At 74.5% G+C, this 20,599-nt stretch carries 19 protein-coding genes and 1 pseudogene; 12 read left to right on the top strand and 8 right to left on the bottom strand.

Going from position 1 to position 20,599, the window contains the following annotated elements:
- Positions 1-175: 175 nt before the first annotated feature.
- The 3 genes from KPL59_RS08885 (at position 176) to KPL59_RS08875 (ending at position 4,254) form a co-directional block, all read left to right on the top strand.
- Positions 176-1,630 (top strand): FAD-binding oxidoreductase, encoded by a 1,455-nt coding sequence (locus KPL59_RS08885; protein ID WP_020622066.1) that lies wholly within the window; start codon positions 176-178, stop codon positions 1,628-1,630.
- Between the two features lie 82 nt (positions 1,631-1,712).
- Positions 1,713-2,858 (top strand): FAD-binding oxidoreductase, encoded by a 1,146-nt coding sequence (locus KPL59_RS08880; RefSeq protein WP_226351655.1) that lies wholly within the window; start codon positions 1,713-1,715, stop codon positions 2,856-2,858.
- A gap of 7 nt (positions 2,859-2,865) precedes the next feature.
- Positions 2,866-4,254 (top strand): (Fe-S)-binding protein, encoded by a 1,389-nt coding sequence (locus KPL59_RS08875; RefSeq protein WP_226360505.1) that lies wholly within the window; start codon positions 2,866-2,868, stop codon positions 4,252-4,254.
- A gap of 24 nt (positions 4,255-4,278) precedes the next feature.
- Here the strand turns inward: KPL59_RS08875 and KPL59_RS08870 are convergent, their stop codons facing one another.
- The 4 genes from KPL59_RS08870 to KPL59_RS08855 all read right to left on the bottom strand — a co-directional run bounded on the left by KPL59_RS08870 (position 4,279) and on the right by KPL59_RS08855 (position 6,829).
- Positions 4,279-5,136 carry a LysR family transcriptional regulator gene (locus KPL59_RS08870; RefSeq protein ID WP_226360504.1) on the bottom strand — a complete coding sequence of 286 codons (858 nt, stop codon included), beginning with the start codon at positions 5,134-5,136 and terminating at the stop codon, positions 4,279-4,281.
- A gap of 22 nt (positions 5,137-5,158) precedes the next feature.
- Positions 5,159-5,500 (bottom strand): transposase family protein, encoded by a 342-nt coding sequence (locus tag KPL59_RS08865; protein WP_226360555.1) that lies wholly within the window; start codon positions 5,498-5,500, stop codon positions 5,159-5,161.
- 31 nt (positions 5,501-5,531) lie between these two features.
- Entirely contained in the window at positions 5,532-6,296 is a 765-nt protein-coding gene (locus KPL59_RS08860; protein WP_226359754.1) for a transposase, read from the bottom strand.
- A 92-nt stretch (positions 6,297-6,388) separates the two neighbouring features.
- Positions 6,389-6,829 (bottom strand): transposase family protein, encoded by a 441-nt coding sequence (locus tag KPL59_RS08855; RefSeq protein WP_226360503.1) that lies wholly within the window; start codon positions 6,827-6,829, stop codon positions 6,389-6,391.
- A 244-nt stretch (positions 6,830-7,073) separates the two neighbouring features.
- Here KPL59_RS08855 and KPL59_RS08850 point away from each other — a divergent pair, with 244 nt between their 5' ends.
- Positions 7,074-7,964, top strand: coding sequence for a TIGR03564 family F420-dependent LLM class oxidoreductase (locus KPL59_RS08850; protein ID WP_226351653.1), 891 nt, complete (start codon positions 7,074-7,076; stop codon positions 7,962-7,964).
- 11 nt (positions 7,965-7,975) lie between these two features.
- Here the strand turns inward: KPL59_RS08850 and KPL59_RS08845 are convergent, their stop codons facing one another.
- Positions 7,976-8,332, bottom strand: coding sequence for a hypothetical protein (locus tag KPL59_RS08845; RefSeq protein WP_226351652.1), 357 nt, complete (start codon positions 8,330-8,332; stop codon positions 7,976-7,978).
- 264 nt (positions 8,333-8,596) lie between these two features.
- Here KPL59_RS08845 and KPL59_RS08840 point away from each other — a divergent pair, with 264 nt between their 5' ends.
- On the top strand, positions 8,597-8,872 hold the full coding sequence (locus KPL59_RS08840) for a hypothetical protein (RefSeq protein WP_226360502.1): 276 nt from the start codon (positions 8,597-8,599) through the stop codon (positions 8,870-8,872).
- A gap of 81 nt (positions 8,873-8,953) precedes the next feature.
- Here KPL59_RS08840 and KPL59_RS08835 read toward each other — a convergent pair whose 3' ends face one another.
- Positions 8,954-9,955 (bottom strand): thiamine-phosphate kinase, encoded by a 1,002-nt coding sequence (locus KPL59_RS08835; protein WP_226351651.1) that lies wholly within the window; start codon positions 9,953-9,955, stop codon positions 8,954-8,956.
- Positions 9,956-10,040: 85 nt separating this feature from the next.
- On the opposite strand from KPL59_RS08835, the gene KPL59_RS08830 reads away from it, so the two are divergent.
- A complete protein-coding gene (locus tag KPL59_RS08830) occupies positions 10,041-10,277 on the top strand; it encodes an Lrp/AsnC family transcriptional regulator (RefSeq protein WP_020627802.1) in 237 nt (78 codons plus the stop codon).
- Positions 10,278-10,305: 28 nt separating this feature from the next.
- Entirely contained in the window at positions 10,306-10,827 is a 522-nt protein-coding gene (locus KPL59_RS08825) for a DUF3515 domain-containing protein (protein ID WP_226351650.1), read from the top strand.
- On the opposite strand, the gene KPL59_RS08820 is transcribed toward KPL59_RS08825, so the two are convergent.
- Positions 10,828-11,898 carry a D-alanine--D-alanine ligase family protein gene (locus tag KPL59_RS08820; protein ID WP_075307684.1) on the bottom strand — a complete coding sequence of 357 codons (1,071 nt, stop codon included), beginning with the start codon at positions 11,896-11,898 and terminating at the stop codon, positions 10,828-10,830.
- 23 nt (positions 11,899-11,921) lie between these two features.
- Positions 11,922-13,277 (bottom strand): PLP-dependent aminotransferase family protein, encoded by a 1,356-nt coding sequence (locus KPL59_RS08815; RefSeq protein ID WP_226360501.1) that lies wholly within the window; start codon positions 13,275-13,277, stop codon positions 11,922-11,924.
- A 68-nt stretch (positions 13,278-13,345) separates the two neighbouring features.
- On the opposite strand from KPL59_RS08815, the pseudogene KPL59_RS08810 reads away from it, so the two are divergent.
- The 5 genes and pseudogenes from KPL59_RS08810 (at position 13,346) to KPL59_RS08790 (ending at position 20,598) form a co-directional block, all read left to right on the top strand.
- Positions 13,346-14,000, top strand: a pseudogene (locus tag KPL59_RS08810) (pyridoxamine 5'-phosphate oxidase family protein).
- A gap of 98 nt (positions 14,001-14,098) precedes the next feature.
- Positions 14,099-15,079: a mechanosensitive ion channel family protein gene (locus KPL59_RS08805; protein ID WP_255676766.1), complete on the top strand. Its 981-nt coding sequence runs from the start codon at positions 14,099-14,101 to the stop codon at positions 15,077-15,079.
- Between the two features lie 23 nt (positions 15,080-15,102).
- Positions 15,103-15,486, top strand: a complete 384-nt coding sequence (locus KPL59_RS08800) for a globin (protein WP_020622424.1) — start codon at positions 15,103-15,105, stop codon at positions 15,484-15,486.
- A 186-nt stretch (positions 15,487-15,672) separates the two neighbouring features.
- Positions 15,673-17,043 (top strand): hypothetical protein, encoded by a 1,371-nt coding sequence (locus KPL59_RS08795; protein ID WP_226360500.1) that lies wholly within the window; start codon positions 15,673-15,675, stop codon positions 17,041-17,043.
- A gap of 36 nt (positions 17,044-17,079) precedes the next feature.
- Positions 17,080-20,598, top strand: coding sequence for a hypothetical protein (locus tag KPL59_RS08790; RefSeq protein ID WP_226360499.1), 3,519 nt, complete (start codon positions 17,080-17,082; stop codon positions 20,596-20,598).
- The last annotated feature ends 1 nt before the right edge of the window (position 20,599 follow it).

Here is a 20,599-nt window from a genome sequence, read left to right as displayed (position 1 = left end):
CTGTGACCACCCTCTCCGTGTGGATGTCGGAACTGGTCGCATTTCTACCAGTGGATTATCTTTTCCGCATCACGGAAGTGACGCGGACCCTGTCCGTGACGTCGAACAGGCGTGGCGTCACCGTGTCGACGTACCCTCCCGTGAGCCCCGCCACGCGCAGCAAGGGAGTCCAGCGATGCCTCTGGCCCGCTCGATCCACGACGAGTTCGTCGCCCTCCTGGGTGCCGCGGACGTGCTCGACGACCCGGTCCGGACCCGGACCTACGAGTGCGACGGCCTGACCGGCAGCCGGGTCGTCCCCGAGCTGGTCCTGCTGCCCCGCACCGCCGACGACGTCGCCGGGTGTGTACGGATCTGCGCCCGGCACCGGATCCCGTTCGTCGCCCGCGGCGCCGGTACCGGCCTGTCCGGCGGCGCGCTGCCGGTGGCCGAGGGCGTCGTCATCGGGCTGAACCGGCTCAACCGGGTGCTCGAGGTCGACCCGGAGAACCGGCGCGCGGTGCTGGAGCCCGGCGTCACCAACCTGGAGATCACCGCGGCGGCGTCGCCCCACGGGCTGTACTACGCCCCGGACCCGTCGAGCCAGCAGGTGTGCACGATCGGCGGCAACGTCGCGGAGAACTCCGGCGGCGCGCACTGCCTGAAGTACGGCTTCACCACCAACCACGTGCTGTCGATGGAGGTCGTGCTCCCCGACGGCGAGGTCGTGACCCTCGGGTCGGACTCGATGGAGCAGTCCGGGCCCGACCTGCGCGGGGTGTTCCTGGGGTCGGAGGGCACCCTCGGGATCGTCACGAAGGTGACCGTGCGGCTGCTGCGCACCCCCGAGGTCATGCGCACGCTGCTGGCGGACTTCCCGTCCGTGTCGGCGGGGGGCCAGGTGGTCTCCGACATCGTGGCGGCCGGGATCGTCCCCGCCGCGGTCGAGATGATGGACGCGCTGGCGATCGAGGCCGCCGAGGGCGCCACCGGCGCCGGCTACTCTCTCGACACCCCGGCCGCGCTCGTCGTCGAGCTCGACGGCACCGTCGAGGAGTGCGAGGAGCAGTTCGCGCTGGTCAAGGAGATCTGCGACCGGCACGGCTGCACCCGGCTGCACATCGCGGGATCGCCGGAGGAGCGGGCGAACATCTGGCGCGGCCGCAAGGCGGCGTTCGCCGCGGTCGGCCGGATCTCGCCGGACTACATCGTCCAGGACGGCGTGGTCCCCCGGACCCGGCTCGCCGAGATCCTCGAACGGATCGACGAGATGGGCTCCGAGGCCGGGCTGCGCGTCGCGAACGTCTTCCACGCCGGCGACGGCAACCTGCACCCGCTGGTCCTGTTCTCCGCCGCGGAGGGCCAGACCGACGAGGCCGAGCACCTGTCGGCGCGGATCGCGGAGCTGTGCGTCGAGATGGGCGGGTCGCTGTCGGGCGAGCACGGCATCGGCACCGACAAGGCCTGTTCGATGCCGCGGATGTTCGGCGAGGACGACCTGGCCGTCATGCGCCGCATCCGCGACGGCTTCGACCCTGACCACATCTGCAACCCCGGCAAGCTCCTGCCGACCCCGCGGCTCTGCGGCGAGAAGCCGGGGCGCTACCGCCCGCACCCGCTGGAGGAGGCGGGCCTGATCGAACGGCTGTGACCCGTCCGGCCGACCCGTCCGGCCGACCCGTCCGGCCGACCTGTCCGACCGACCCGCACGCGACCCGGAAGGGCCCGACGACATGACACGCGCCGCTCCCACCACGCTGCGCCCCATCTCGGCCAAGGAGGTCCGGGACGCCGTCCTGGACACCCCCGGCCGCCTCGCGATCACCGGCGCCGGCACCGCCGCCGGCTGGGCAGGACGCGCGGACGACGACGTCGCCGCGACGCTCGACCTCTCCGGGCTGTCCGGGGTGATCCACCACAACCCCGGCGACATGACCGTCTCGGTGCACGCCGGGACCCCGGTGCTCGCGCTGCAGGAGCACCTGGCCGAGCACGGCCAGCGCCTCGCGTTCGACGCCGCCCGGGTCGCCCGCGGCGCCACCGTCGGCGGGCTGCTCGCCACCGCCGACGCCGGCCCGTCCGCCCTGGTCTGGGGCGGTCTGCGGGACCTGGTCATCGGCACCACCTCGGTACTCGCGGACGGCACGATGGTCCGCTCCGGCGGGCACGTCATCAAGAACGTCGCCGGCTACGACATGGCCAAGCTCCTGCACGGCTCCCACGGCACCTTCGGCCCAGTGGTCGAGGTCGTCCTGCGGCTGCACCCGGTCCCGAAGGCGGTCGCCTGCGTGGCCGTCGACGGCCCGGTGGCCGAGGCCGCGTCGCGGGTGCTGGAGCTGATGGCCAGCCCGCTGGAGCCGATCGCCGTCGAGTGGGTCTCCGGCGACCCGGGACGTCTGCTGGTCCGGCTGGAGGGCGGGGCCGGGACCCTGCCGGCGCGGGTGAAGAGGCTGCGCGAGCTCCTCGGGGCCGACGCAAGGGAGGTGGGTCCGGACGCGTGGGACGCCCACGCGTCGCTGACCGACGGCCCGCACGCCGGCGGCGGCGCCGACGGGCCCGCCCGCGACGGCGCCGTCGTCCGGATCGGGTGCGCCCCGACCCGGCTGGCGCCGCTGGTGGAGCAGCTTCCCGCCATCGCCGTCACGGCCGGGCTCGCGACCGGCGTCGCGACCGTCACCGTGCCGGGGGCCGCCGTGACCGAGGTGCACGACGCCGTCGCCGCGGTCGGCGGCACGAGCATGCTGCGCGACCGCCCCGAGGCGCTGGACGCCCCGGCGTGGGGCCCCGCGCCGTCCGCGCTCGCGCTGCTGAAGGCGATCAAGAACCAGCTCGACCCCGAGGCCCGGTTCGCCGCCGGTCGCTTCGCCCCCTGGATGTGAGGCACGCATGACGAGCACCCACGAGCCCGCAGGCACCCCCGCCGGAGCGGCCGAGACCAAGATCCCGCAGCAGGGACCGAGCGCGTTCGACCCGGGCCACCCGCCCCAGCGCGAGCTGCTCGACGACTGCGTGCACTGCGGTTTCTGCCTGCCGACCTGCCCCACCTACGTGCTGTGGGGCGAGGAGATGGACTCCCCGCGCGGCCGGATCCTGCTGATGGACCTGGCCGAGAAGGGCGACATCACCCTCGACGGCCCGTTCACCGAGCACATCGACAACTGTCTGGGCTGCATGGCGTGCGTGACCGCCTGCCCGTCCGGGGTGCAGTACGACAAGCTCCTGGAGTCGGTGCGCCCGCAGATCGAGCGCAACGTGCCCCGCAGCGCGTCGGACAGGCTGTTCCGGGACGCGATCTTCTCCCTGTTCCCCTACAAGCGACGGCTGCGCGCCGCCGCCCTGCCCGGCGCGCTCTACCAGCAGCTGCGCAAGGTCCCCGCGATCCGCAGGCTCGCCGAGAAGCTGCCCGGCCAGCTCGCGGCGATGGAGTCGTTGCTGCCGCCGGTCTCGGTGCGCGAGGCGTTCGCGCGGCTCCCGGTGCACACCCCGGCCGTCGGCACCCGCCGGGCCCGGGTGGCGCTGCTCACCGGGTGTGTGCAGGACGTGTTCTTCCACCGGGTCAACGAGGCCACCGTGCGGGTGCTCTCCGCCGAGGGCTGCGACGTGCTCGTCCCCCGCGACCAGCAGTGCTGCGGCGCGCTGGAGGTGCACGCCGGGCGCGAGGAGTCCGCCCTGGACCGGGCCCGGCGCACCATCGCCCGGTTCGAGACCCTCGACGTCGACGCGGTCGTCACCAACGTCGCGGGCTGCGGCTCGTCGATGAAGGACTACGGCCATCTGCTCGCCGACGACCCGGAGTGGAAGGACCGCGCCGCCGCCTTCTCGGCGCGCTGCCGCGACGTGCACGAGGTGCTCGCCGACCTGTACTCCCGCGACGACGACGGCGGCCCCCGTGCCCCGCGCACGCCGGTCCCCGGCCGGGTCGCCTACCACGACGCCTGCCACCTCGGGCACGCCCAGGGTGTGCGCAGCCAGCCCCGCGAGGTGCTGCGGACCATCCCGGAGCTGGAGCTGGTCGACATCGCCGAGGCGTCGCTGTGCTGCGGCTCGGCGGGCATCTACAACATGGTCAAGCCGGACGCGGCCGCCGACCTGGGCGTGCGGAAGGCGGAGAAGATCCGGGAGGCGAGGCCCGACGTCGTGGTGACCGCCAACCCGGGCTGCCTGCTGCAGATCGGGAAGTACCTGCCGAGCGAGGACGTCGCCGACGTCCCGCTGCTGCACCCGGTGCAGCTGCTCGACGCGAGCATCCGCGGGGCGGCCGTCCCCCGGCGCTGACGGGCCGCCGGACCCGGTGCCCCGTCATGCCGACGCCAGATCGGTGAGGTCGGCGTCACGGAACGCGTCGACGACCGCGGCGAGGCAGCCCGGGGTCGTCGACGACGGCGCGACCACCGACCCGGTGACCGTCACCGGTGGGTCGAGCGGGATCTCACGCACCCGCGACGCCCCGGACGCCGCGGCCCGCCCGGCGGGCAGCAGCGTCCACCCGGTGGGATCGGCCCCCATCTCCGCGACGACGGCCTCGCCCACCCCGACCGGCCGGCCCATCCGGGCCCCGGACGGGGCGACCGTCCGGGCGAGGGCGTCGTGCCAGGGCGGGTCGGTGTCCCGGCACGGCGGCCGGAACGGCCCGGCCGCGGCCAGCGCCGACAGCCGCACCGAGGACCGGCGCCCCAGCGGGTGCCGGTCGGACACGACCGCGTGCAGCTGCTCGCTCCACGCCGGGCGCACCACCAGGCCGGGTCCCGAGGGCTCCCCCCGGGCCACCGCGAGGTCCAGGAGGCCGTCGGTCACCGCCGACAGCCGCTCGGGCACCGGCAGGTCGAACAGCTGGACCTCGAGATCCGGGGAGCACTCCTGCAGCCGGCGCAGCGCCAGCTCCAGACGACCGGTGAGCCCGGGCGCGGTGCCGACGCGGATCCGGGTCGCCGGCGCGTCCACGACCGCACGCACCCGCTCCGCCGCCGCCAGTGCCTCCCGCGCCGCGGCCAGCACCCGGTGCCCGGCGGGGGTGAGCCGGACGTGGCGCGAGGACCGGTCCAGCAGCCGGGTCCCGAGCTCGCGTTCGAGCCGGGCCACCTGTTGGCTCACCGCGGGCTGCACGATGTGCAGCCGCTCGGCGGCCCGGCCGAAGTGCAGCTCCTCGGCCACCGTCACGAAGAGGCTTATTCAGGCTCCGTCAGGTAAGTGTGTAGAAGATGAGTCCGATGACTGCCGAGATTGTCGTTTTAAATGTGGCGTAGGGCCGCCGGTAGTCTGTGTGGAGAACTTTCCACGTTTTGATATGGGCGATGACTCGTTCGATGGTGGCGCGTGTGTGGTTGAGGCTCTTGTTGAATGTTTTTTGCCAGTCGAGAAGTTCCCGGCCGGGTGGTTTTTTGAACGGGGTGAGCATGCCGCGCCCGATGTATCCTTTATCGCCGATCGGGGGGTATGTGGCGAGGTGGTCGAGGGCGCCGGATTGGTCGAGGCAATATAGGTCGTGTCGGGAGCCTGGGGTCGGGTCGGAGATCCACGACAGCTGCCCTTCCAGGAGGCTTATTCAGGCTCCGTCAGGTAAGTGTGTAGAAGATGAGTCCGATGACTGCCGAGATTGTCGTTTTAAATGTGGCGTAGGGCCGCCGGTAGTCTGTGTGGAGAACTTTCCACGTTTTGATATGGGCGATGACTCGTTCGATGGTGGCGCGTGTGTGGTTGAGGCTCTTGTTGAATGTTTTTTGCCAGTCGAGAAGTTCCCGGCCGGGTGGTTTTTTGAACGGGGTGAGCATGCCGCGCCCGATGTATCCTTTATCGCCGATCGGGGGGTATGTGGCGAGGTGGTCGAGGGCGCCGGATTGGTCGAGACAATATAGGTCGTGTCGGGAGCCTGGGGTCGGGTCGGAGATCCACGACAGCTGCCCTTCCAGGGTGGCTGCGACCTGGACGACGACGCCGGTGGTGCGATGCTTGCCCGACCACAGACCCGGCACCGCGGCCCATGACCAGCAGGGCAGCAAGGTTCCATCGATGATGTACTGCCGATCGGCACGAAGCTCCTCTGCCGTCGGAACGACACTCCGCAGCGCCTGTGCCAGCAACGGTGTCACCCCCGTGATCGCTCGACTAACCGTCGACTGCGACACCCCATAGGTTTCCGCCAACTCCCACTGCACACGATTCCCGCGCAGATACGCCAACGTGATCACCACCGACCAGAACAACCCCAGAACCGGCGGCCAAGACAAACATGCCTCCGTCGCGTCCCGCTGATCCTGCTCATACACTATAGCGACAAGATCCTGAATTTCATCACGCCGGAAACCAGTGGTATAGTACATACTGCGGCAGCCCGTTCATCTCGGATTGATTCGGCAAACCAATATTCGCGATGGACGGGCTGTCGCCCAACCCGACACGCCGGGCTAGATCGTTATTTCACGGGGCCTGAATAAGCCTCCAGGGTGGCTGCGACCTGGACGACGACGCCGGTGGTGCGATGCTTGCCCGACCACAGACCCGGCACCGCGGCCCATGACCAGCAGGGCAGCAAGGTTCCATCGATGATGTACTGCCGATCGGCACGAAGCTCCTCTGCCGTCGGAACGACACTCCGCAGCGCCTGTGCCAGCAACGGTGTCACCCCCGTGATCGCTCGACTAACCGTCGACTGCGACACCCCATAGGTTTCCGCCAACTCCCACTGCACACGATTCCCGCGCAGATACGCCAACGTGATCACCACCGACCAGAACAACCCCAGAACCGGCGGCCAAGACAAACATGCCTCCGTCGCGTCCCGCTGATCCTGCTCATACACTATAGCGACAAGATCCTGAATTTCATCACGCCGGAAACCAGTGGTATAGTACATACTGCGGCAGCCCGTTCATCTCGGATTGATTCGGCAAACCAATCTTCGCGATGGACGGGCTGTCGCCCAACCCGACACGCCGGGCTAGATCGTTATTTCACGGGGCCTGAATAAGCCTCGAAGTAGCGCAATCCGCGCAGTTCCATCCCGCACCCTCCCCGACCTCTGTCGATCACGAACGCCGATCGCTGCGCGGGTTGTTCCGGTCTGGTTCCCCGGGCTCGGCGCGGCTGCACTGGTGACCATGCGGATCGGAACCCTGAACCTCACCCCCGACGGCCCTGCCGCCGTCCGGGAGACCGTGCTCGACGCGGGCCGCCGGGGCCTCGACGCGGTCTGGGCCAACCAGATGCCCGGCAGCTGGGACCCGTTGACCCTGCTCGCCGCGGCGGAGCCGGGTACCGGGCCCGCCGAGCTCGGCACCGCGGTCACCCTGACCGGTCCCCGGCACCCCATCGCGCTCGCCGCCCAGGCACTGACCACGCAGGCGGCCCTCGACGGCCGGCTGACGCTCGGGGTGGGCCCGGGCCACGCCCCCTACCTCACCGGTGAGCTCGGGCTGCCGTTCGACGCGCCCGCCGCCCGGACGCGGGAGTACCTGGAGGTGCTGATCCCGCTGCTGCACGGGGAGCGGGTGACCCACCGAGGCCGGTTCCTCGACGTCGACACACAGCTCACGTTGCCGCGGCCGGTGCCGGCGCCGCGGGTGCTGCTGTCGGCCCTCGGCCCCCGGATGCTGGAGATCGCCGGGGAGCTGACCGACGGCACCGTCGTGACCTGGGTCCGTCCGGAGTTCGTGCACGACCACCTGCGGCCCGCGCTCCCGGACACCGCTCGGATCGTGGTCTCCGTGGTGGTGGGCGTGACCACCGACCCCGACCGGATGCTGGAGTCGGTCGCGCAGGACTTCTCCGCCGTCGGGACGCTGCCCAGCTACCGGGCGCTGCTGGACCGCAGCGGGCTCCGCGGGCCGGAGGACACGGTGGTGGCCGGATCGGAGGAGCACCTGGCGCGGGAGTTCGCCCGGTTCGCCGAGGCGGGGGCGACCGACCTCGTGGTGCTCGACCTGAACCCCGAGGGCCGGTCGGCGCTCGACGTGGCGACCACCCTGTCGTCCTCGCACGTCACCGCCTGACGCCGCCCCGTTCAGGAGGGGCCCCGCCGGGTACGACCCTCCGGGCGCCGGTGCGACCGGCGCCATGCCGTGGCGCCGGCCGTCCGGGTACGTCCGGGCGCCCCGCCGGCGGGGACCGGGGACCCGGTGTCGCCGCCGGCCGGGCGGGAGCCACCGGCAGTGCGGGAGCCGCTGGCAGGGCGGGAGCCGTCGTCCGGTCGCCGGTGCAGCGCCCGCAGCTCCGCACGCAGCGCGACGATGTCCCACTTGCGGGCGGTGTGTTCCCGCTCCAGCCGTTCCAGCCGCCGGTGGGCCACCACGAGCAGCACGCCGGCGGCGATCCATCCCGCCAGGGCGGCCCACGCCACCACCGCCACCAGCCCCGACACACCCGCTCCGTCCACTCGTCCCGCCTGCTCGGCATTCACCGTAGCGAGCACCCGGGTGCCCGACGGCCCGCCCGGTGAGCCACCGCACACGTCTCCGGCACACGTCACGTCGGTACCCTGGGCGGGCAGGCACCGCCGCCCCGCGCTCCCCTTCCCGGGCCCCGCGGTGGCCCGTCACGAATGCGGCACGCGCGGAGGGACCCCGGCCCCGGCGGGCACGGGACCCGGCGATGTACCCCGCCCGAGACCGTGAGGAGGCCGGAGATGCAGCAGTTGGTCGGTAACGATCGAGCCACCGCGAGCGATGGAACGGCCGTGGAGGAGACGACCGTGCACCCCGAGAAGACCCCGTCGCCCGATGCGCGCCACTTCCCGCAGACCCTGGTCGCGATGGACCCGCCGACCCTCCCGGCGGCCCACCTGACCCCGCCGCCCGCGGAGTTCCGGCAGTTCCCGGCCCCGCAGCGGTCGGTCCCCGGTCACCCCAGCCTGCGCAACCGGCTGCGCCGGGCGCTGCTGTTCTGGCGCCGCGGCGCCTGAGCCCCGATCTTCCGGCGGCCCGGTCCCTCACCGAGGGGCCGGGCCGCCGTCGTGTGCGCGTGCCGCGGTCGGTGGCCGCGGTCAGTAGCGGGTGAAGTGGGCCCAGCCGGCGTCGCCGTCGTAGGGGCGGCCGTCGACAGTGACCGCGGGGCCCTCGGCATCCGCTGCCTCGACGGCCCCGACCTCGGTCCAGCCCTCGGGCAACGGCGCGTCGCCGGGGAAGGTCGCCGCGAGCGCGTGGTCCTCACCGCCGGTCAGGACCCAGCGCAGCGGGTCAAGGCCCAACGCCGACGCGATCTCGGCCAGCCGCGCAGGCACCGTGAACGCCCGCGACCGCAGCCGCAGCGTCACCCCCGAGGCCCGCGCGACGTGCGCCAGGTCGGCCAGCAGGCCGTCCGAGACGTCGATCATGGAGGTGGCGCCGGCGTCGGCGGCCTGCGGACCCGCGGAGTAGGGCGGTTCCGGGACCCGGTGCGCGTCGACCAGCACCGCCGGGGACCGGAACCCACGCTCGAGTACCGCCAGCCCGGCCGCGGACCAGCCCAGCCGCCCGCACACCGCCACCCGGTCGCCCGGCCGCGCGCCGGAGCGCAGCACCGGCGAGCGACCCTGCAGGTCCCCCAGTGCCGTCACCGAGACCACGATCACCGGCGCCGAGGTCAGGTCGCCCCCGACGAGCCCGGCCCCGGTCGAGCGGGCCTCGGCCCACAGCCCGTCGGCCAGCTGCTCGAGCTGCGCCGCGGGCGTCGACGAGGGGCACGCCAGCCCCACCAGCAGCGACGTGGGCACCGCCCCCATCGCGGCGATGTCGGCGAGGTTCGCGGCCGCGGCCTTGCGTCCGACCTGCTCGGGGCTCGACCAGTCGAGCCGGAAGTGCACGCCCTCGACGAGCACGTCGGTGCAGGCGACGACCCGCCCGTCGGCCGCGGTGACGACGGCCGAGTCGTCACCGGGTCCGAGCTCCGTCGTAGCCGGTTGGACACGGTCCGTGGTGACCCGGTCGATCAGGGCGAACTCACCGACCTCCCGGAGTGAGACACCGGTCTCGGAACCGCCCTCGGGCGTGATCGCGGATGGGGACACGGGGGCGGCCTCCGGTAGGTTCTGCGTCCGACATTCCTGCCGTCAACCATCCGGCAGGTCGGCAGTTACCGGAAAGGGGCACGCCGTGGTGCAGGCATACATCCTCGTCCAGACCGAGGTCGGCAAGGCCGCCTCGGTCGCCTCCGAGATCGGGGGTCTGCCGGGCGTCGTCTCGGCCGAGGACGTCACCGGCCCGTACGACGTGATCGTGCGCGCCGAGGCGGACGACGTCGACGAGCTCGGCCGGCTGGTCGTGGCCCGGGTGCAGAACGTCAACGGGATCACCCGGACGCTCACCTGCCCCGTGGTCAAGCTGAGCTGAGACGGGGACAGACGTGGCAGGGGCACGCGTGTCACCACCGGTCGTGGTGGCACTCGCGCTGCCCCTGCTGCTCGCCGTCGTCGTGGCGGGGCTCGCGGTCTGGGCCCGCCTGACGACGGGGCCGGACACCGGCCCCCTGGAACTGCCGGCACGGGCCGCACCGCAGGCGTCGTCGCCGTCGTGCGAGGCGGTGCTGCGGGCGCTGCCCACCGCGCTCCCCGGTGACACCGGCGACCTCGCGCCGCGCGAGATCGACCCGCAGGTCCCCGGCGCACGGGCCTGGGTCGCCGAGCCCGAGCCGGTCGTGCTGCGCTGCGGCACCGAGCGGCCCGCCGAGCTGGGGCCGACCTCGCCGCTGATCGTGGTCAACGGGGTGAGCTGGCTGCCGCTGGGCACGCCGCCGGGTGCGCTCGCCACGACCTACGCCGTCGTCGACCGCGGGGTGTACCTGGAGCTGTCCGCACCCACCGAGACCGGCCCGGGGCCGCTGCAGGCGGTGTCCGACGCGGTCGTCGACACCCTCCCGCCGCAGCCGGTGCGGGTCCGCTAGCTACCGCAGCCCCGTCCCGCGGGCCAGCGCGGTGTCGATCATGGTGCTGAGCAGCTCGGAGTAGTCGAGGCCGGTGACCGCCCACATCTTCGGGAACGCCGAGCTCGGAGTGAAACCGGGCATCGTGTTGACCTCGTTGACGGTGATGTCGCCGTCGTCGGTGACGAAGAAGTCGACCCGGGCCAGCCCCTGCACGTCGAGCGCGCGGAACGCGGTGATCGCCTTCCACCGCAGCGACTCGGTGATCTCGTCGTCGAGCTTGGCGGGGATCTGCAGGTCGGAGGTGTCGAGGTACTTGGACTCGAAGTCGTAGAACTCGCCGGTGTAGCGCAGCTCGGCGGGCAGGCTGGCGCGGACGCTGCCGTCGGGGAACTCCAGCACCGCGCACTCGATCTCGCGGCCGGGCACGGCCGCCTCGACGAGCACCTTCGGGTCGTGCCGGCGGGCCTCGGCGACGGCGGCGTCGAGCGCGGCCGGGTCGGTGACCCGGGTGACGCCCATCGAGGACCCGGCGCGGGCCGGCTTCACGAACAGCGGCAGCCCGAGGCGGTCGCGGTCGGCGAACCCGATGTCGGTGCCGGGGCGGAGCACGACACCGTCGGCGACGTGAAGGCCCTCGGCGCGCAGCAGCTTCTTCGCGAACTCCTTGTCCATGCCGACCGCGGAGGCCAGCACGCCGGCGCCGACGTAGGGCAGGCCGGCCATCTCCAGCAGCCCCTGGATGGTGCCGTCCTCGCCGAACGCGCCGTGCAGGATCGGGAAGACGACGTCGACCGAGGTCAGCGCCTCGCGCGCGTCGAGGCGGACCAGGCCGCGGCCCGGCTCGCCGGGCAGCACCAGGGACTCGGCCGCGCCGTCGACCTCGGGGAGCTCCCGGCCGGAGATCGCCAGCCGGGCGGGGTCGGACGGGCCGGCCACCCATGCGCCGTCCGGGGTGATCCCGACCGGGACGGCCTCGAACCGCTCCGGGTCGAGGTGGGTCAGCACGCTGCCCGCGGACACGCACGAGATCGCGTGCTCGGAACTGCGGCCGCCGAAGACGACGGCGACCTTCACCCGGTCGGCACTCATGGGGCCCGAGGGTAGGCGGGGGCTCACAGCCGGGCGGCGGCGCACCCCACCAGCGCCGCCAGCGCGGCGGTCAGCTCGGCCCGTGTCCCGGCCGCGTACCCGACGACCAGCCCGGACGTGCGGGGCGTGCCCTGGTGGTAGTCGGCCAGCCCGCGCACGGCGACGCCGCGCCCGGCGGCCGCCGCGATCGCGGCCCGCTCGCCCTCGGGCGGACGCAGCACCAGGTGCGCTCCGGCCGGGTCCCCGTGGACCGCCCAGCCCGCCGCGCGGGCCGTGGCCAGCACCTGGGTGCGGCGCTCGCGGAGCTCGCGGCGCAGCCGTCGCAGGTGCCGGGACAGGTCGCCGCGCGCGGCGAGCGCGGTGAGGACGAGCTGCCCCGCCGGCGACGGCCGGGTGCCGGTCCGGGCGCGCAGGTCCCGCCAGGCGTCGACGACGGCGGGTGGCGCGACCACCCAGCCGACCCCGAGCGTCGGGCTGAGGATCTTGCTCGCCGTGCCCAGGTGCACGACGTGGCCGGGTGCGAGCGCGGCCAGCAGGGGCAGCGGGGCGACGTCGTAGCGCAGCTCGCCGTCGTAGTCGTCCTCGATGACCAGGAGGTCCTCGGTGCGGGCCCGCTCGACCAGGGCGACCCGGCGGGCGGCGGAGAGCCGCACCGCGGTCGGGAACTGGTGTGCGGGGGTGGTGTAGACCGCCGCGCATCCGGCCGGGACCGCGTCGACGACCAGGCCGTCGTCGTCCACCGGCACGCCGACGACCCGCAGCCCGGCGGCGCGCAGCGCGCTGACCGCCCGCGGGTACCCCGGTTCCTCCACGGCGACGGTCGCCCCCGGGGGCAGCAGCCGGGCCAGCTCCGCGACGGCGGCTGAGGTCCCGGCGGTGGCCAGCACGGTGTCCGCGGGCGGGGTGAGCCCACGGTGGCGCAGCAGGTGCCCGGCGACGGCCTCGTGGAACGGGGCCAGCCCGTCGGCGCGGGGGCGGTCGTCCGGGGGCGGGTCGGCGGCGGCCCGCCAGGCACGGCGCCACATCGCGGGGTCCAGCGCCGCGACGCACGGCCGCCCCGGGTCCAGCACCGACGGCTCGGCCCGCGGCCGGGGCCCGGTGGTCGCTCCCGGGCCCGTGGGGGCGGGCCCGGGGACCGCGGTCACGAACGTCCCCGCGCCCACCCGACCGGTGACCCAGCCCTCGGCGAGCAGCTGGTCGTAGGCCGCTGCGGTAACCGTCCGGGACACCCGCAGCGTCGTCGCGAGCCCGCGGGTCGACGGGAGCCGGTCCCCGGGCCGCAGTGCACCGCCGGCGGCCGCGGCGCGCAGGGCGGCGGCGAGCTGGACCGCCAGCGGGGTCGCCCCGGCGCGGTCGAGGACGATCGGGAGATCCGGCACAGTGGCCTTTCGTAAGGGGACGGAAGTGGCCGTTCCAGGATGCCACTGTCGCCGGTCATGCTCGGGGTGTGACGCTATCCCCCACCACCCGCAGCACGCTGGGCCGCAAGCGCGACCGGGCCGCCGTCGACCGGGCCGACCTGCACGCGGTCCTCGACGACGGCCTCGTCGCCCACCTCGGCTTCGTCCGCGACGGCGCACCCGTCGTCCTCCCGACCGCCTACGGCCGCGACGGCGACACGCTGTTCCTGCACGGCTCGTCCGGGGCCCGCTACCTGACCGGGGACACGCTGCCCTGCTGCGTGACCGTGACCCACCCTCGACGGCATCGTGCACGCCCGCGCGCTGATGCACTTCTCGATGAACTACCGCAGCGCCGTCGTCCACGGCGACGCCCGCCGCGTCACCGGTGACGACGAGCGTCTGCACGCACTGCGGGTGATCGTCGAGCACCTCGCCCCGGGCGCCTGGGACCACGCCCGCCGCCCGGACCGCCGGGAGCTGGCCGCCACCGCGGTGTTCGCCCTCGACCTGGCCGAGGCGAGCGTGAAGAGCCGCTCCGGGCCGCCGTCGGACGACGACGCCGACGTCGCCGCCGGTCTCGCCTGGGCCGGCGTAGTGCCGCTGCGAACCGTCGCAGGGCCTCCGGAAACTGCCCCTGACCTGCAAGGACACCGACCGGTTCCGGACCACGTGCGCGACCGCCGTCACACCGGAGGGTGACGTAGCCTCGGGGGCTCCGACGCAGCCCTCACCGCCCCCGAGGAGGACTCGTGACCCCCGTCGTGCTGCCCGACATTCCTCTGCAGGACGTGTCGCTGATGCCCGACTGCGTCCAGGACGCCGGCTCGTGGTGCGCCACGCTCTACCGCTGGACCAGCAACGACTTCCTGGCCCAGCACGCGGACACCCTGGTCAGCAAGACCGTCGCGATCACCGTGATCGTCGTGGTCGCGGTGCTGTTCCGCTGGCTGGCGCACCGGGCGATCGGGCGGATGGTCGACGGCGCCACCAACGGCCGGTTCACCGCGCTGGTCGGCCGGGCCCGCCGGTTGCGGCCGGGCGGCCGTGGGGCCGCCGCCCCGGCGGACCCCGGCACCCAGCGACGGGCGCAGCGGGCACGCACGATCGGCTCGGTGCTGCGGTCGATCGTCTCGGCGGTGGTGCTGCTCGTCGCGGTGATGATGGTCATGAACGAGCTCGGCTACCCGCTGGGCCCGCTGCTGGCCGGCGCCGGGGTGATCGGGCTCGCCATCGGTTTCGGTGCGCAGAACCTGGTGCGCGACTTCCTGTCCGGCATGTTCATGCTGCTGGAGGACCAGTACGGCGTCGGCGACGTCGTGGACGTCGGGGAGGCCGTCGGCACCGTCGAGGCGGTCGGCCTGCGGATCACCACGATCCGCGACATCAAGGGCACCGTCTGGTACGTCCGCAACGGCGAGATCCTGCGCGTGGGCAACATGAGCCAGGGCTACGCGGTCGCGGTGGTCGACCTGCCGATCGCGCACCACGCCGACGTCGAGGAGGCCACCGAGCTGGCAGGGAGGACCGCCACCGAGCGCGCCGCCCAGGACGACATCGCCGGGGACGTGCTGGAGGCCCCCGAGGTGCTCGGCGTCGACAAGATCGGCCCGGAGGGCGTCACGCTGCGGATCACCGTGCGGGTCAGCCCGGGCCGGCAGTGGGCGGTGCAGCGCGCGCTCAACGGCGCGATCACCGACGCCTTCGACGACCACGGCATCCCCCGGCCGATGGTGTTCCCCGGCGCGGCCCTCGACGGCCCGGCCCAGAAGCAGAACTGACGGATCCTGGGAGACTGGTCGGCGTGAGTGCACCGCAGAACTTCTACGCCGAGGTGGGCGGCGCGCCGGTCTTCCACCGGATCGTCCACCGGTTCTACGAGGAGGTCGCCCGGGACGAGGTGTTGCGGCCGCTGTACCCGGAGGAGGACCTCGGCCCGGCCGAGGAGCGCCTGCGGCTGTTCCTGGAGCAGTACTGGGGCGGCCCGCGCACCTACTCCGACCAGCGCGGCCACCCCCGGCTCCGGATGCGGCACGTGCCGTTCAGGATCGGCCCGATCGAGCGCGACGCCTGGCTGCGCTGCATGCGGATCGCCGTCGACGAGGAGAACCTCTCCCCGGAGCACCGTGACCAGCTGTGGAACTACCTGCAGTACGCCGCGGCGAGCATGCAGAACTCCGAGTTCTGACCTCGGTAGGGGCATTACCACACAGCGTGATCATCCACTCGCCAGTCCGGCGGCCGTTCGAGTGATGTTCGGACGCTTTCCGGGCTGATCCACCGCCGAACGTGACCGAACGCGTCCGGGCTCGTTGGACGGATCGCCGCCGCGGCACGTCGGGCGGCTCGTAGTCACCCGTCTTGGGGGTTCATCGTGAGCGTCTCTCCCGCACCGTCCGGTCCGCATCGGCACGAGCCGGTCAACGGGTCGTCCAACGGGTCGTCGCGGCACGCGCACCCCGGCGGTGACGCCGGGGCCCACCCCGACCGCCACGACGGCGAGGACGGCTCGTGGTTCACCGTCGTGCTGCGCGGCTACGACCGTGGCGAGGTCGACAGCCGGCTGGCCGAGCTCGACCACCGCATCCACGACGAGATCCGCCGCGCGGACGCCGCCGAGCAGTCGCTGTCCGCGGCCCGTGCGCAGATCCGGCGACTGCAGGAGCAGCTGGAGAACGACTCCGCCGCCCGGGCCGGCGAGGACCGCCGCGCCGAGGAGGCCGGGTTCGGCCGGCGCGTCGAACGCGTCCTGCAGGCCGCCGAGCAGGAGGCAGCCGAGCTGCGCGGGCGCGCGGCCGACGAGGCCGCGGAGATCGTGGAACGCGCCCGCCGCGAGGCCGAGGACCGTCGTTCCCGCACCGAGGAGGCACTGCTCGGCCGCGCCGCCACCCTGGACCGCGAGTTCACCTCCCGCAGCAGCACCCTCGACGACCGCGAGCGCGACGCCGACCGCCGCGAGCGCGATCTCGCCGAGCGGGAGCGCACCGTGTCCGACCGGTTGTCCGACGTCCGCACCGAGGCCGAGCGCATCCTCGCCGACGCCCGTTCCGACGCCGAGCAGACGCTCTCCGCCGCGCGCGCCGAGGCCGCCGCGCTGCTGCGGGACGCCGAGCAGGGCGCCGGGGAGCGGCGGTCGGCGGTCGTGCGCGAGGTAGAGCGGCTCGCCGCGCTGCGCGACGACGTCCGTGACGAGCTGACCCGCGTGCAGCGCACCCTCGCCGAGGAGCTGGACCGTGAGCCGGTCTCGGCCGCCCTCGACGACGCCCTGTTCGGCCCGGCACCGCTCTCCCCGCCGGCCCTGCTCACGTCGTCGGTCTCGTCGTCGTTCCCGGGGCCGTCGTCGGTCTCGTCGTCCTCCCCGGCTTCGTCCGCGGCGTCGTCCTCGGACGGGGACCCGATCGCGTCGGTGTCGGAGCTGGGCTCCCGGTCGCCGATCGACCCTGCCGACTCCCTCTCCGGGTCGAGCACGGACCACGGCACCGACGACGACACCGACGACGAGGACGCGCCCGTCACCGGCTCCCTGCTCCTCGGCCCCGGTCGCCGCCCGGCCGAGGAGGACGCGGACAGCACCACCGTCGGTCGCATCCCGCCGATCTCGCTCACCTCGATCGGGGTCCTCCCGTTCGGTGATCTCGGAACGGGCCGTGACCAGCCCCGGACCAGGACAGACGCCGCAGGCGGGACGACCCGGACGGGGCGGGGGGCGACCCGGGGTCCGGGCCCGGGACGACGCTCGCGATAATCGAATCGTTATGTGCACCCGACCGCCGCAGAACGCATGACGTCGGCGCCCGGTCACCCGGGCCCCGACGACCGCTCCCCCCGGCGTGCCGACGGCCCGCCGGGCCCCGATCCGAACCCCGACGGGCTCGGCGAGGCGATCCGGACCGGCCGCGTGCCGGTGGTCCCCGGCTCCCTGGTCGATCTGGTCATGCGGTCGGGCTCCGGGGAGGAACCGGAGCGGGAGGCCACGTCCGAGGACGACGGCGCCCGGCGCGAGCCGACCCCGACGGGCTTCACCGAACTGGTGTCCCGCGACGGCGGTCCCGCGCCCTCGGCACGTCCGACCCCGGGACCGCGGCCCGCCGCCCCCGAACCGCCGTCGGATCCGGGTGACTACGCCGATCTCGGCGACCTCGGCGACGACCCGTTGGGCGTCGGGCCGCTGCCCGACGAACCCGGCGATGACGGTCTCGACCCCCTGCACACCCCGGCGGACCGCTTCGCGCCGCCGCCGTCGTTCGCGCCGGACTCACCGGACGGGCTGACGACGCCCGCGCCGGACGGCGCTCCGACGCCGCCCCGGCCCGGTCCGGTGGACGCTGCTCAGCCGGATCCCCGGCCCGCTCCGTCGGACTCCTCCCGGGCGGAGGACGCCCCGCCGGGTCCCGCACCGGAGGCGGGGAGCCCCGTCACCGGGACGGGTGGGGACCGGCCGGACCCCGTCGCCACCCCGGCGGAGGGCGGCCGTCGCACCGACGCCGGCCCCGGGCCGGACGGTGTGCCGGTCACCGAGCCCGCACCGACCGTCGTCCCCCCGATCGCGCCCACCCCGCGGCCGCTCGGCGACGACACCCGCCCCGCCGCGGGCCCCACCCCGAACCAGGACCCGACGCCGTCGCCCTCGGCCGGGGACAGCACGGGCTCCGGCGCCACCGGGTCCGACGACGAGGGCCGGGACACCGGGGAACAGCACACCGCGAAGCGGTGGCCGCCACGCCCGGCGCGCAGCAGCGCCGACGGCCCGGAGACCGACATCCTGCCCCCCGGCGCGCTGATCGGGCACTACCCGAACACGGGCTCCACCGACGGCCGGGCCGAGCAGCCGCCCGCGCGGCCCTCGACCCCACCGTCCGGGAGCCGTCCGACCATGCCCGGCCACCGGCCCCCCGCCCCCGCGGGCCCGGAGCGGCGTCAGGCGCCCCGTCCGGCGATGGGTGGTGTCCCGTCCGGTCCGGCGATGGCCGGTCTGTCGGGCAACGACCTGTTCGCCACCGTCGGCGGCGACCCGGGCAGCGGTTTCGGCCGGCTCCCGAGCCGCGCCGACGACCCGCGGGACTCCCGCACCGACGGCGCGGCCGCCACCCCCGACGCGGAGCGCCCCTCCCCCGACGGCGCCCCCGACGACCTCGACCGCGCCGCCTCCCTCCGGGCCGACTCCGTCGGCGACGGCTCCCCCCGCGACGATTCCCTCCGAGACGACTCCGTCCGGGACGACTCCGTTGCCCGGGGCGACGTCCCGGGCCCGGCAGCCGCCGCGTTCTCCGGACCGACCCGGACCGGGGCGTTCCCCGGCCTCGGCGCGGGTCCGGACGAGCGGCCCGGCGGAGAGGGCACCAACGGGTACCCGGACGGTCGGCCCGGCGGGCACGGCACGAACGGTTACCCGGACGGTCGGCCCGGCGGGCAGGGACCGCACGGGTACACCGACGGTCGGCCCGGCGGGCCGGGCACCGGCGCGTACCCGGCCCGCATGCCGGAGCGACAGGGCGCCGGCATGTCCCCGACCGACCGCGCCGGGGGGCAGGGCACGGGCACGTACCCCGTCGGCCGACCGGGTGGACAGGGCCCGGGGCCGTATCCGACCGACCGGCCCGGCGGCCCGGGTACCGGCGGTCACCCTGGCGGCCCGGGTACCGCCGTCCCCCCGCCGCACGGGCCCGGCGCCCCCGGCACCGGCACGTTCCCCGCGGGCGGTGGCCCACGCCCCGCCCCGCGCGACCCCGGTGCCCGTTCCTGGGCGCCCACCCCGGACCGCCCCGGCCCAGCAGGACCGGACGGTCGGACCGCAGCGCGACCGGACCCCGCGTCCGACACTGCGTCCGGCTCCGCGCCCGACACTGCGTCCGACACCGAGACCACCGTGGTCCTGCGGGCCGTCGGCACCGACGACGAGCCGCCGACGCTGCGGGGCCTCACCCCGGCCACCGGGCAGCCGGACGCTCCGGCACCGGCGGACGGCACGGCCGGCCCGTCGGCCCCGGACCAGCCGGACGCCGCGACGACCAGTCGCAACGCCGACGCCGCGGCCTCGGTCGGGGCCGTCTCGGTGGCCGCCGCCCGCGCCGCGTCCGGCCGGGACGGCACGGTCGAGGACACCGGTGAGAGCACCGCGGTCCAGCCCGCAGCCGCGGAGGCCGCCGCCCACGCCGCGGCGACCGGGGACAAGCCGGTCACCCCGCGCCACGAGGCGATCATGTCGGCGAAGCCGCGCAACGGCCGTCGCAGCCCGTCCGCGGCCGGCCTCGCGATCGCGCTGGCGATCGTGCTCCTCGGCGCGCTGACCCTGTGGGCGATGCTCTCGCCCAGCACGTCCACCCCGGGTGCGAACGCGACCCGGCCGGCCGTCTCGGCCGGCCCGGGGACAGGACCGCGGCCGGAGGTGGCCGCGGCCGGGACCAGCCTGGCGCAGCCGACGGTGCGGGCGACCGTGCAGGTCCCCGGCGCCCCGGTCGCCGTCGCGGCCGCCCCCGACGGCGCGACGGCGCTCGTCGCGGTCCGCGACGCGAACCGGCTCGCGGTCGTCGACACCGCGACCGACGCCGTCACCGGCGAGGTCGGGCTCCCGGCAGCGCCCCAGGGGCTGGTGACGTCCCCGGACGGCACCCGTGCCTACGTCAGCACCGGTGGGCCGGGCGGCGGGCAGATCGCCGTCGTCGACGTGCCGGGGCGGACCGTCGTCGGCACGGCGGCCGTCGGCGGGGACCCCGGTGCGGCCTCGGTCTCCCCCGACGGCCGGTTCCTCTACGTGCCGTCGCGCACAGACGGCACCGTGCAGGAGCTCGACCCGAACGCGGGCACCGTGACCCGGACGGTGCCGGTGTCACGCGACCCGTACGCCGGTGCCACGAACGCCGCGGGCGACCGCGTCTACCTCGCCACCCGCGGCGCCGACCAGCTCACCGTGCTCGACCCGGACAGTCTCACCGTCCTCGGCAGCTTCCCGGTGCGCGGTGGTGCGGAGTCCCTGGCCGTCAGCCCCGCATCGGTCCCGCGGACCATGGTCGCGGTCGGCGGGCCGGAGTCCGGGACCGTGATGGTCCTGGACCCCGCCGACGGGCGCGAGATCGCGACCGTGCAGGTCGACGGCGGCGCGACCGGCATGGCCTTCGCCCCCGACGGCCGGCACCTCTACGTCGCGACCCGGCAGGGTCTCGTCACCGTCGACACCGGGACCTGGCAGGTCACCGGTACCACCGACGTCGCCCCGAACCCGACCGGGGTCACCGTCGCCCCCGACGGCCGGACCGGCTGGGTCACCGGTGACGGCGCGGTCAGCGTCCTGAACCTGACCTGAG

The sequence above is a fragment of the Pseudonocardia sp. ICBG1142 genome, assembly GCF_020496255.1.
In the GTDB taxonomy this organism is placed as follows: Bacteria; Actinomycetota; Actinomycetes; order Mycobacteriales; family Pseudonocardiaceae; genus Pseudonocardia.
Note: the sequence above shows the minus strand (reverse complement) of the source record. Positions and strands in the feature narration are given on the sequence as shown.